The sequence below is a fragment of the Pseudomonas sp. HMSC067G02 genome (assembly GCF_001813485.1).
Classification (GTDB): domain Bacteria; phylum Pseudomonadota; class Gammaproteobacteria; order Pseudomonadales; family Pseudomonadaceae; genus Pseudomonas; species Pseudomonas aeruginosa.
The window spans coordinates 21,635-33,652 of record NZ_KV812643.1 but is presented as its reverse complement, the minus strand read 5'-3'; the positions used below and the strand labels follow the sequence as shown (position 1 = coordinate 33,652).

The 12,018-nt window shown below is 66.0% G+C and carries 11 protein-coding genes; 7 read left to right on the top strand and 4 right to left on the bottom strand.

Annotation, left to right across the window (positions count from 1 at the left end):
- Positions 1-182 precede the first annotated feature (182 nt).
- The 4 genes from tsi3 to metG all read right to left on the bottom strand — a co-directional run bounded on the left by tsi3 (position 183) and on the right by metG (position 4,800).
- Positions 183-620 (bottom strand): T6SS effector muramidase immunity protein Tsi3, encoded by a 438-nt coding sequence (tsi3, locus tag HMPREF2914_RS09310; RefSeq protein WP_003092029.1) that lies wholly within the window; start codon positions 618-620, stop codon positions 183-185.
- On the bottom strand, positions 617-1,843 hold the full coding sequence (gene tse3, locus HMPREF2914_RS09305; protein ID WP_003092026.1) for a type VI secretion system effector muramidase Tse3: 1,227 nt from the start codon (positions 1,841-1,843) through the stop codon (positions 617-619). Before tse3 ends, tsi3 begins: the two co-directional genes overlap by 4 nt.
- An 86-nt stretch (positions 1,844-1,929) precedes the next feature.
- Positions 1,930-2,730: a DUF4349 domain-containing protein gene (locus tag HMPREF2914_RS09300; protein WP_003138174.1), complete on the bottom strand. Its 801-nt coding sequence runs from the start codon at positions 2,728-2,730 to the stop codon at positions 1,930-1,932.
- Positions 2,731-2,763: 33 nt separating this feature from the next.
- Positions 2,764-4,800 carry a methionine--tRNA ligase gene (metG, locus tag HMPREF2914_RS09295; RefSeq protein ID WP_003092021.1) on the bottom strand — a complete coding sequence of 679 codons (2,037 nt, stop codon included), beginning with the start codon at positions 4,798-4,800 and terminating at the stop codon, positions 2,764-2,766.
- 130 nt (positions 4,801-4,930) lie between these two features.
- On the opposite strand from metG, the gene apbC reads away from it, so the two are divergent.
- From apbC to pheC, 7 genes are all read left to right on the top strand, one after another.
- Complete coding sequence (gene apbC / locus HMPREF2914_RS09290) at positions 4,931-6,025, top strand: iron-sulfur cluster carrier protein ApbC (RefSeq protein ID WP_003092020.1); 1,095 nt, start codon at positions 4,931-4,933, stop codon at positions 6,023-6,025.
- Between the two features lie 100 nt (positions 6,026-6,125).
- Positions 6,126-6,692, top strand: a complete 567-nt coding sequence (dcd, locus tag HMPREF2914_RS09285) for a dCTP deaminase (protein ID WP_003092017.1) — start codon at positions 6,126-6,128, stop codon at positions 6,690-6,692.
- Positions 6,693-7,115: 423 nt separating this feature from the next.
- The gene (gene rhlA, locus HMPREF2914_RS09280) at positions 7,116-8,003 is read left to right on the top strand and encodes a 3-(3-hydroxydecanoyloxy)decanoate synthase (RefSeq protein WP_016263193.1); all 888 of its coding nucleotides are present in this window, start codon (positions 7,116-7,118) and stop codon (positions 8,001-8,003) included.
- A gap of 65 nt (positions 8,004-8,068) precedes the next feature.
- Positions 8,069-9,349, top strand: coding sequence for a glycosyltransferase (locus HMPREF2914_RS09275; protein WP_023092609.1), 1,281 nt, complete (start codon positions 8,069-8,071; stop codon positions 9,347-9,349).
- 124 nt (positions 9,350-9,473) lie between these two features.
- On the top strand, positions 9,474-10,199 hold the full coding sequence (gene rhlR, locus HMPREF2914_RS09270) for a quorum sensing system transcriptional regulator RhlR (RefSeq protein ID WP_003119559.1): 726 nt from the start codon (positions 9,474-9,476) through the stop codon (positions 10,197-10,199).
- A gap of 180 nt (positions 10,200-10,379) precedes the next feature.
- A complete protein-coding gene (gene rhlI, locus HMPREF2914_RS09265; RefSeq protein ID WP_003111059.1) occupies positions 10,380-10,985 on the top strand; it encodes an acyl-homoserine-lactone synthase RhlI in 606 nt (201 codons plus the stop codon).
- Between the two features lie 154 nt (positions 10,986-11,139).
- Positions 11,140-11,946 carry a cyclohexadienyl dehydratase gene (pheC, locus tag HMPREF2914_RS09260; RefSeq protein WP_003092003.1) on the top strand — a complete coding sequence of 269 codons (807 nt, stop codon included), beginning with the start codon at positions 11,140-11,142 and terminating at the stop codon, positions 11,944-11,946.
- Positions 11,947-12,018 lie beyond the last annotated feature (72 nt).

Here is a 12,018-nt window from a genome sequence, read left to right as displayed (position 1 = left end):
TGCGCACATCGCCGGAAAACCGCGGCGCGCCTGAGTCTCAGTACTATGAAACAAAATATGTCAGGGAAAATCCGATGGGCGCAGACTGAGCGAAAAAGCGCTACCGCAACCCGAGCAGGATGCTGCTCCGCCCGGATCGACGGAGGTTCCACGGAGCGTCCGGCACTCCGCAGAGAGCGGTTCTATTGCAACCTGGCCCGCTCCAGCAGCGCCCAGGCCAGGGCGAAGGTCGGTTCGCCATCCTCGCTCTGCTCGCTGGCGCTGACCACGATCCACCGCGCGCCCGCCGGCTTGGCTGCCCACAGGCGGTATTCGCTGCCGGCGGAGCCGCCGTCGTCTTCCTCTACCTTGTAGCGCGCCTCGCCGTCGCCCAGGCGCCTGCTCGCCAGGTCGGGCGGGGGCGGCGCGTCCCGGCGCTGGACCTCCAGTTGGCGTGGGTTGCGCAGCTTGCCGCCTTCGTCGAAGCGGAAGCCCTCGGCGCTGCGCCGCGCGTCGAAGCCGACGGGGCGCTCCACCACCAGGCCGTTCGGGTGGGTCAGGGTCTTGTCGAAGTCCACCCCGGACTCCGCGGTGCAGGCCAGCAGGGCGAGGCTGGCGAGAATCAGGGCGACTGTCTTCATGGGAACCTCATTCCAGGGTCGAGGAAGGTGGCGTAGGCATCGTCGACGAACATCGGCCAGCCCGGCGACAGGTTGTCGTCCCAGGGCCGCGAGGTGTATTCCGAGGCCAGCGCGCGGACATTGTCCCGCGGCCAGTTGCGCGGATTGCCGGCGTAGGCGCGGAGATCGATGGAGGGAAATGCGCCGCGGGTCTTCGGCAGCTTGCGCAGGTCCTGTTGCGACGCCAGGTTGGCGACGTAGCGGATGTAACGGGCGGTGGCGAAGATGTTGAATTCGTCGGAAGCCAGCAGGGTGGCGACCGCCTTGCGCGACAGGCCGCGGCGCACCGGCTGGCCGAGCAGGTCGGTGAACAGCTCGTACTTGATCGCGGTGGAGACCACCACCTGGCCGAGGCCGATGGAGGTGTTGGCGCTCTTGATGCTGACTGCCGCCTGATAGTCCTTGGCGTCTTCGTCGCGGGTCTGGTCACGCTGCTCGGCGAGGATGATCGCGCCGATCAGTTGCGGCGTCAGGTCGTACTTGCGCGCAGCCGCGGACATGACCTTGGCCCGCGACGGCGGGTTGCCCGGATAGGCGTCGGGGAACAGCGTGCTGATCGGCTGGCCGACCAGCGTCTGTGCCTGGTTCAGCTTGTCTTGCGGCGACAGTTGGCTCAGGTAGGCGCCCAGGTCGCCGAGCGGGTTGCTGTACTTGGTGACGGTCGCCGGGTCCTTGTTGAGCAGCTTGAGCTGGTCGCCGAAGGCAATGGACGGCAGGTCGGTCGGATTGACGCCGGTGGCGCCGACCCCGCTGAACGGACCCTGGATCGCCTGGCTGGCCACCCCGGTGGCGCCGGCCGCGGCGAAGCCCAGGCGACCGGCGGCGTCGGCGAGGTCGGCGCAGATGTCGAAGAAAGTGATGGTGGGGAAGTAGATCCAGTTGTCGGTCTGGGTGCCCAGGGGATTGTTGATCAGGCTGCGGATCAAGGCATTGCGTGCCTGGTAGCGCTGCATGGTGGTGCGCCCGGCGATGCTGGCGATCAGCGAGCGCGCCAGTTCCGGCGGGCCCACCCGCTGGAACAGCTTGATCAGCGAGCCGCTCTTGTCGAGTGCGGCGATGGTCGCATCGGGCACGTTGTCGTTGCGGATCGCGGCGATCACCCGGCGGGCTTCCTGGCGGGTCACCTGCCAGTCGTCCCAGCTATAGGAAATCAGTGACTCGATCAGGTCGCTGGTGGCGGTCATCGGTCTTCCTCCTTGTGAGTTGCCAGGCCCGTCAGGCGGTCCTGGGCGAAAGAGCGGACCCTCCCGGTCCGCCCGTATGCCTGGGCTCAGCGCGCCTCGTTCTTGCCGGGCCGCCGCAGCCAGCGCCACAGGCCGCGCAGCAACAGGCCCAGCGGCAGCAGCACGACGAGGAACGGCAGGCTGTAGGCGAAGAACTTCATCGCGGCGATGGTGCCATCGACAAGGTCGTCGAGCAGTTGCCCGGCGGCCGTGGCGAGCTGGCCGAGGCGGCTGTCCGGCTGCGCCTCGCTGCTGAAGCTCAGGGTCAGCAGGTTGGTGGCGATGCGCCGCTGCTGCTGGGCGCCGGCCTGGGCGTTGTCGGCCAGTTGGGCTTCCACCGCGGCGATTTCCTTGGCCAGGGCCAGCAGGTCGCCGACGCTCATGTCCTTGCGCCCCTGGTATTGCTGCAGGGTCTGGTACTCGCGTTGCAGGCGCTCGCGTTGCTGGCGGGTGTCGGCGACCGCCTGGGCCAGGTCCTCGGCGCGGGTCTGCCGGCTTTCCAGCGTGCCGCCCTGGGCAGCGGCCGCGACCAGCTTCTCCACGCCGTCCGGGACGATGCGCACGGTGAGTTCGGCGTAATGGCCGATACCGCCGCGTTGTTCGATGGCGAGCACGTCGCACTGGCCGAAGCGCTCGCTGTTGCAGGCGTCGCGGCTGGCGGCGAGTTGCGCGTCGATACGCGCGGCGGAAAGGCGGATGCCGACGCGGTGTTCGTAGGCGAGGGCGGTGCCGGGTTTGCCCGTCTCGCCCTGGAAACCGGCATTGCCGGAGACGCTTTCGGCGTGTTCGGCGGAGCATCCGTAGAGCGCCGCCAGCAGGACGCCGGCGGCAAGCTTCCATGCGTTCATTCTATCGAGCCCTCCGTGGCTTCGTGGTCTGCGTTACTTGACGCGCTGGCCCGGCTTGGCACCGCTGTCCGGACTCAGCAGGTAGATCTCCTCGCCACCCGGGCCGGCGGCCAGGACCATGCCCTCGGACACCCCGAACTTCATCTTGCGCGGCGCCAGGTTGGCCACATAGAGCGTCAGGCGGCCTTCCAGGGCGCTCGGGTCGGGATACGCGCTCTTGATCCCGGAGAACACGTTACGCTTCGCGTCGCCGATGTCCAGCGACAGGCGCAGCAGCTTGTCGGCGCCTTCGACGAATTCGCACTTCTCGATCAGGGCGATGCGCAGGTCGACCGCGGCGAAAGCGTCGAAGTCGATCTCCGCGGCGATGGGTTCCTTGACCAGCTCGCCGTTGCCGGCGGGTTGGGATGCGGCGGCGGCGAGGTCTTCCTTGGAGGCTTCGATCATGGCTTCTACTTTCGCGGGCTCGATACGGGTCATCAGGGGCTGGAACGGGTTCAGCTGGTGGTTGGCCAGCAGGGTCCGGTGGTCGGCCCAGGTCAGCGGGGCGACGTTGAGGAAGGCTTCGGCGGCGGCGGCCAGCTTCGGCAGCACCGGCTTGAGGAAGATCACCAACTGGCGGAACAGGTTGATGCCCAGGCCGCAGACGGCCTGGACCTTGTCCTGCTGGCCTTCCTGCTTGGCCAGCGCCCAGGGCGCCTGTTCGGCGATCCAGGCGTTGGCGCGGTCGGCGAGGGCCATGATCTCGCGCATGGCGCGATTGAAGTCGCGGGCCTCATAGGCCTCGGCGATGCCCGGTGCGGCCTCGCGGAAGGCGGCGAGCAGCTCCGGCGCAGGATCGGCGCCGACCAGCACGCCGGCGTTGCCCTTGTGGATGAAGCCGGCGCAGCGGCTGGCGATGTTGACGACCTTGCCGACCAGGTCGGAGTTGACCTTCTGCACGAAGTCCTCGAGGTTCAGGTCGAGGTCCTCGACGCCGCGGCCGAGCTTGGACGCGTAGTAGTAGCGCAGGTATTCCGGGTCCAGGTGGTCGAGGTAGGTGCGCGCCTTGACGAAGGTGCCGCGCGACTTGGACATCTTCTGGCCGTTCACGGTCAGGTAGCCGTGCACGTTCAGCGCGGTCGGCTTGCGGTAGCCGGCGCCTTCGAGCATGGCCGGCCAGAACAGCGCGTGGAAGTTGACGATGTCCTTGCCGATGAAGTGGTACAGCTCGGCGCTGGAGTCCTTGCCCCAGAACGCGTCGAAGTCCAGCTCGGGACGCCGCGCGCAGAGGTTCTTGAAGCTGGCCATGTAGCCGATCGGCGCGTCCAGCCAGACGTAGAAGTACTTGCCGGGAGCGTCGGGAATCTCGAAGCCGAAGTACGGCGCGTCACGCGAGATGTCCCACTGCTGGAGGCCGCTGTCCAGCCATTCGGCGAGCTTGTTGGCCACCGACTCCTGAAGGGCGCCGCTGCGGGTCCATTGCTTGAGCATGGCCTCGAAGTCCGGCAGCTTGAAGAAGTAGTGCAGCGATTCCTTGAGCACCGGGGTGGCGCCGGAGATCGCCGATTTCGGGTCCTTCAGTTCGGTCGGGGCGTAGGTCGCGCCGCAGGCCTCGCAGTTGTCGCCGTACTGGTCGGCGGTGCCGCACTTCGGGCAGGTGCCCTTGATGAAGCGGTCGGCGAGGAACATCTGCTTTTCCGGGTCGAAGTACTGGGTCACCGGGCGGGTGTCGATGTGCCCGGCGTCGCGCAGTTTCAGGTAGATCGCGCTGGACAGCTCGCGGTTCTCTTCCGAGTGGGTCGAGTGGTAGTTGTCGAAGTCCACCAGGAAGTCGGCGAAGTCGCCCATGTGCTCGGCGCGCACGGCGTCGATCAGTTGCTCGGAGGTGATGCCCTCGCGCTCGGCGCGGAGCATGATCGCCGAACCGTGGGCGTCGTCGGCGCAGACGTAGACGGCCTGGTTGCCACGCATCTTCTGGAAGCGCACCCACATGTCCGTCTGGATGTACTCCAGCATGTGTCCCAGGTGAATGGAACCGTTGGCGTAGGGGAGGGCGCTGGTAACGAGGATCTTGCGTGGTTCGGACATGGGTTCGGCTTATCGGCTGAGAGCTAAACGGATCGGTCACTATAAAGAAGCGGCGGTTTTTTTTCATCCGCGCGCCACTCGGGTAGGATGACCGGCATCGATTCCCCGCTTAACCCTCAGGAAATCCCCCATGTCCGCTATCACTCGCCAAACGGTGGAAGCCACCCTCCGCCAGTACCAGGACCCCTATCTGAACCAGGACCCCGTCAGCGCCGGCTGCCTGCGCGAGGTGGAGATCCAGGGCGACCGCGTGCGGGTGCGCCTGGAACTGGGGTACGCCGCCGGGCTGTTCAGAAACGGCCTGGCGCAAACCCTGCAAATGGCCCTGGAGGCGCTCGACGGCGTCGCTCGCGCCGAGGTCCGGGTCGACTGCGTGATCCAGCCGCACAAGGCGCAGCCGCAGGTCGAGGTGATGGGCAACGTGAAGAACATCGTCGCGGTGGCTTCCGGCAAGGGTGGCGTCGGCAAGTCCACCACCGCCGCCAACCTGGCCCTGGCCCTGGCCCGCGAGGGTGCGCGGGTGGGCATCCTCGACGCGGACATCTACGGCCCCAGCCAGGGCATCATGTTCGGCCTGCCGGAAGGCACCCGGCCGAAGGTCCGCGAGCAGAAGTGGTTCGAGCCCCTGGAGGCGCACGGGGTACAGGTGATGTCGATGGCCTTCCTCACCGACGACAGCACGCCGGTGGTCTGGCGCGGGCCGATGGTCTCCGGCGCCCTGATCCAGCTGATCACCCAGACCGCCTGGGACAACCTCGACTACCTGGTGGTGGACATGCCGCCGGGCACCGGCGACATCCAGCTGACCCTGGCGCAGAAGGTGCCGGTGGCCGGCGCGGTGATCGTCACCACCCCGCAGGACCTGGCGCTGCTCGACGCGAAGAAGGGCGTGGAGATGTTCCGCAAGGTGAACATCCCGGTGCTCGGCGTGGTGGAGAACATGGCGGTGCACATCTGCTCCAACTGCGGCCATGCCGAGCACCTGTTCGGCGAGGGCGGCGGCGAGAAGCTGGCGGCGCAGTTCGGCGTCGAGCTGCTGGCGTCCATGCCGCTGTCGATCGCCATCCGCACCCAGGCCGACAGCGGCCGGCCGACGGTGATCGCCGACCCGGAAAGCCAACTGGCGATGCTCTACCAGGAAATCGCCCGCCATGTCGGCGCGCGCATCGTTCTCAGCGAGCGGGCCAGCGTCGGCCTGCCGAACATCAGCATCAGCGACGACTGAGGCGCTCGGGCAGCCGTCGGCGACGGCTGCCTTTGCCCTGGGGCGGCGGCCCCGGTAAGATTCGCGATCATTTTTCGCAGCTTTCGACAGGACACCCTCCATGACCATCAAATCGGACAAGTGGATTCGCCGCATGGCTCAGGAGCACGGCATGATCGAGCCGTTCGTCGAGCGCCAGGTGCGCGGCGCGGACGACAGCCGGGTGATTTCCTACGGGGTGTCCAGCTACGGCTACGACGTGCGCTGCGCCGCCGAGTTCAAGGTGTTCACCAACATCCATTCGGCGGTGGTCGATCCGAAGAACTTCGACGAGAAAAGCTTCGTCGACATCAACAGCGACGTCTGCATCATCCCGCCGAACTCCTTCGCCTTGGCGCGCACCGTCGAGTACTTCCGCATCCCGCGCGACGTCCTGACCATCTGCCTGGGCAAGAGCACCTACGCGCGTTGCGGCATCATCGTCAACGTCACTCCGCTGGAGCCGGAGTGGGAAGGCCATGTGACCCTCGAGTTCTCCAATACCACCAACCTGCCGGCGAAGATCTACGCCAACGAAGGCGTGGCGCAGATGCTCTTCCTGCAATCCGACGAGGCCTGCGAAGTGTCCTATAAGGACCGTGGCGGCAAATACCAGGGCCAGCGCGGCGTGACCCTGCCAAAAGCCTGACGCCAGAGCGTTTCGACACCGGAAACCGGGCCTGGCGCCCGGTTTTTTCATGCCTTTTCCGCCAACCCCTCGCTGTTCCCCGCCGGCCGCTCTGGCACGCCTTATCGCGGGCGGGCAGGGGCTTATGCGCAGGCGACCGCCCGTCCTGTGAAATCTGGCAGTTACCGTTAGCTTTCGAATTGGCTAAAAAGTGTTCATCGGCTACGCGTGAACACGGACGCCAATCGTTTGCGCAGGCCGATCTGCAAGACCCACACAAGCCCCTCGCCTGAAGGGGTACGCATCCGCCGTGGCTGGTCCGCGTGGATGGCCGCTGAGTTACTTGTCTGCCGTTCGAACAATAAGAACGAACTCTACGTAATGCCGGGATACCCGTGGCAGCGATAGCTGTTTGCCTGTTCGAAAATTTTTGGGAGGTGTGAAATGCGGCGCGAAAGTCTGTTGGTATCGGTTTGCAAGGGCCTGCGGGTACATGTCGAGCGCGTTGGGCAGGATCCCGGGCGCAGCACGGTGATGCTGGTCAACGGCGCGATGGCGACCACCGCCTCGTTCGCCCGGACCTGCAAGTGCCTGGCCGAACATTTCAACGTGGTGCTGTTCGACCTGCCCTTCGCCGGGCAGTCGCGGCAGCACAACCCGCAGCGCGGGTTGATCACCAAGGACGACGAGGTGGAAATCCTCCTGGCGCTGATCGAGCGCTTCGAGGTCAATCACCTGGTCTCCGCGTCCTGGGGCGGTATCTCCACGCTGCTGGCGCTGTCGCGCAATCCGCGCGGTATCCGCAGCTCGGTGGTGATGGCATTCGCCCCTGGACTGAACCAGGCGATGCTCGACTACGTCGGGCGGGCGCAGGCGCTGATCGAGCTGGACGACAAGTCGGCGATCGGCCATCTGCTCAACGAGACCGTCGGCAAATACCTGCCGCCGCGCCTGAAAGCCAGCAACCATCAGCACATGGCTTCGCTGGCCACTGGCGAATACGAGCAGGCGCGCTTTCACATCGACCAGGTGCTGGCGCTCAACGATCGGGGCTACCTGGCTTGCCTGGAGCGGATCCAGAGCCACGTGCATTTCATCAACGGCAGCTGGGACGAATACACCACCGCCGAGGACGCCCGCCAGTTCCGCGACTACCTGCCGCGCTGCAGTTTCTCGCGGGTGGAGGGCACCGGGCATTTCCTCGACCTGGAGTCCAAGCTGGCCGCGGTACGCGTGCACCGCGCCCTGCTCGAGCACCTGCTGAAGCAACCGGAGCCGCAGCGGGCGGAACGCGCGGCGGGATTCCACGAGATGGCCATCGGCTACGCCTGAACCCTTGACCTGCGAAGACCCGGCCTGGCCGGGCTTTGCGGTCGCATAACGCACGGAGTAGCCCCATGCACGCCATCCTCATCGCCATCGGCTCGGCCGGCGACGTATTTCCCTTCATCGGCCTGGCCCGGACCCTGAAACTGCGCGGGCACCGCGTGAGCCTCTGCACCATCCCGGTGTTTCGCGACGCGGTGGAGCAGCACGGCATCGCGTTCGTCCCGCTGAGCGACGAACTGACCTACCGCCGGACCATGGGCGATCCGCGCCTGTGGGACCCCAAGACGTCCTTCGGCGTGCTCTGGCAAGCCATCGCCGGGATGATCGAGCCGGTCTACGAGTACGTCTCGGCGCAGCGCCATGACGACATCGTGGTGGTCGGCTCGCTATGGGCGCTGGGCGCACGCATCGCTCACGAGAAGTACGGGATTCCCTACCTGTCCGCGCAGGTCTCGCCATCGACCCTGTTGTCGGCGCACCTGCCGCCGGTACACCCCAAGTTCAACGTGCCCGAGCAGATGCCGCTGGCGATGCGCAAGCTGCTCTGGCGCTGCATCGAGCGCTTCAAGCTGGATCGCACCTGCGCGCCGGAGATCAACGCGGTGCGCCGCAAGGTCGGCCTGGAAACGCCGGTGAAGCGCATCTTCACCCAATGGATGCATTCGCCGCAGGGCGTGGTCTGCCTGTTCCCGGCCTGGTACGCGCCGCCCCAGCAGGATTGGCCGCAACCCCTGCACATGACCGGCTTCCCGCTGTTCGACGGCAGTATCCCGGGGACCCCGCTCGACGACGAACTGCAACGCTTTCTCGATCAGGGCAGCCGGCCGCTGGTGTTCACCCAGGGCTCGACCGAACACCTGCAGGGCGACTTCTACGCCATGGCCCTGCGCGCGCTGGAACGCCTCGGCGCGCGTGGGATCTTCCTCACCGGCGCCGGCCAGGAACCGCTGCGCGGCTTGCCGAACCACGTGCTGCAGCGCGCCTACGCGCCACTGGGAGCCTTGCTGCCATCGTGCGCCGGGCTGGTCCATCCGGGCGGTATCGGCGCCATGAGCCTGGCCTTGGCGGCGGGGGTGCCGCAGGTGCTGCTGCCCTGTGCCCACGACCAGTTCGACAATGCCGAACGGCTGGTCCGGCTCGGCTGCGGGATGCGCCTGGGCGTGCCGTTGCGCGAGCAGGAGTTGCGCGGGGCGCTGTGGCGCTTGCTCGAGGACCCGGCCATGGCGGCGGCCTGTCGGCGTTTCATGGAATTGTCACAACCGCACAGTATCGCTTGCGGTAAAGCGGCCCAGGTGGTCGAACGTTGTCATAGGGAGGGGGATGCTCGATGGCTGAAGGCTGCGTCCTGAACGGTGCTGGCATAACAGATAGGGTTGCCATGATTTTGCCGTATCGGCAAGGCTGCGCGCTTGACAGCGTCATACCCCGGGCCAATTCTGCTGTGATGCATTTTATCGATCAGGGCTTACTGCAATGAGGAATGACGGAGGCTTTTTGCTGTGGTGGGACGGTTTGCGTAGCGAGATGCAGCCGATCCACGACAGCCAGGGCGTGTTCGCCGTCCTGGAAAAGGAAGTGCGGCGCCTGGGCTTCGATTACTACGCCTATGGCGTGCGCCACACGATTCCCTTCACCCGGCCGAAGACCGAGGTCCATGGCACCTATCCCAAGGCCTGGCTGGAGCGATACCAGATGCAGAACTACGGGGCCGTGGATCCGGCGATCCTCAACGGCCTGCGCTCCTCGGAAATGGTGGTCTGGAGCGACAGCCTGTTCGACCAGAGCCGGATGCTCTGGAACGAGGCTCGCGATTGGGGCCTCTGTGTCGGCGCGACCCTGCCGATCCGCGCGCCGAACAATTTGCTCAGCGTGCTTTCCGTGGCGCGCGACCAGCAGAACATCTCCAGCTTCGAGCGCGAGGAAATCCGCCTGCGGCTGCGTTGCATGATCGAGTTGCTGACCCAGAAGCTGACCGACCTGGAGCATCCGATGCTGATGTCCAACCCGGTCTGCCTGAGCCATCGCGAACGCGAGATCCTGCAATGGACCGCCGACGGCAAGAGTTCCGGGGAAATCGCCATCATCCTGAGCATCTCCGAGAGCACGGTGAACTTCCACCACAAGAACATCCAGAAGAAGTTCGACGCGCCGAACAAGACGCTGGCTGCTGCCTACGCCGCGGCGCTGGGCCTCATCTGAAGCGCAGGGCGCGCCGGCCGGCGCGCCCTACCAGATCTGGCAGGTTGCCTGCCGTTCATCCTCCTTTAGTCTTCCCCCTCATGTGTGTGCTGGTATGTCCTCCGACTGAGAGGGCCCAGGAGTATCAGGGTAGGGATGCCGCCTTTTTTTTCTCGGCCGGCACGACACGGGGACTTGGTCATGATCGAATTGCTCTCTGAATCGCTGGAAGGGCTTTCCGCCGCCATGATCGCCGAGCTGGGACGCTACCGGCATCAAGTCTTCATCGAGAAGCTGGGCTGGGACGTGGTCTCCACCTCCAGGGTCCGCGACCAGGAATTCGACCAGTTCGACCATCCGCAAACCCGCTACATCGTCGCCATGGGCCGCCAGGGTATCTGCGGTTGTGCCCGCCTGTTGCCGACGACCGACGCCTACCTGCTCAAGGAAGTCTTCGCCTACCTGTGCAGCGAAACCCCGCCCAGCGATCCGTCGGTATGGGAGCTTTCGCGCTACGCCGCCAGCGCGGCGGACGATCCGCAACTGGCGATGAAGATATTCTGGTCCAGCCTGCAATGCGCCTGGTACCTGGGCGCCAGTTCGGTGGTCGCGGTGACCACCACGGCCATGGAGCGCTATTTCGTTCGCAACGGCGTGATCCTCCAGCGCCTCGGCCCGCCGCAGAAGGTCAAGGGCGAGACGCTGGTCGCGATCAGCTTCCCGGCCTACCAGGAGCGCGGCCTGGAGATGCTGCTGCGCTACCACCCGGAATGGCTGCAGGGCGTACCGCTGTCGATGGCGGTGTGAGGTCGTCAGCCGTTTCGCGCACTTTTTTCCGCTTCTCCTGCCGCATGCTCGGCCCGCGCCCCGGCGTCATCGGGCGTTCCCCTGCATTCCGGGATTTGGCCGCGGCTGCCGACTTGCGTAGTCTCTCTGCGGTCCGCCATCCCGAGGAGTCGCCATGCCGAAGTCATTCCGCCATCTCGTCCAGGCCCTGGCCTGCCTTGCGCTGCTGGCCAGCGCCAGCCTCCAGGCGCAGGAGAGCCGCCTCGACCGCATCCTCGAAAGCGGCGTGCTGCGCGTCGCCACCACGGGCGACTACAAGCCCTTCAGCTACCGCACGGAAGAGGGCGGCTATGCTGGCTTCGATGTGGACATGGCGCAGCGCCTGGCCGAGAGCCTGGGGGCCAAGCTGGTAGTGGTGCCGACCAGTTGGCCGAACCTGATGCGCGATTTCGCCGACGACCGCTTCGACATCGCCATGAGCGGCATCTCGATCAACCTGGAGCGCCAGCGCCAGGCGTATTTCTCGATTCCCTACCTGCGCGACGGCAAGACGCCGATCACCCTCTGTAGCGAAGAAGCACGTTTCCAGACCCTGGAGCAGATCGACCAGCCGGGCGTGACGGCCATCGTCAACCCCGGCGGCACCAACGAGAAGTTCGCCCGGGCGAACCTGAAGAAGGCCCGGATCCTGGTGCATCCGGACAACGTGACGATCTTCCAGCAGATCGTCGACGGCAAGGCCGACCTGATGATGACCGACGCCATCGAGGCCCGCCTGCAGTCACGGTTGCACCCGGAACTCTGCGCCGTGCATCCGCAGCAACCCTTCGACTTCGCCGAGAAGGCCTACCTGCTGCCGCGCGACGAGGCCTTCAAGCGCTACGTCGACCAGTGGCTGCACATCGCTGAGCAGAGCGGCTTGTTGCGCCAGCGCATGGAGCACTGGCTCGAATACCGCTGGCCCACCGCGCACGGCAAGTAGTACACGGCGAGGGTGGCCGCGGGCCCGCGCGGCCTTCCTTGGCGGCGGCAAAAACGTTATGGTCGGCGCCCC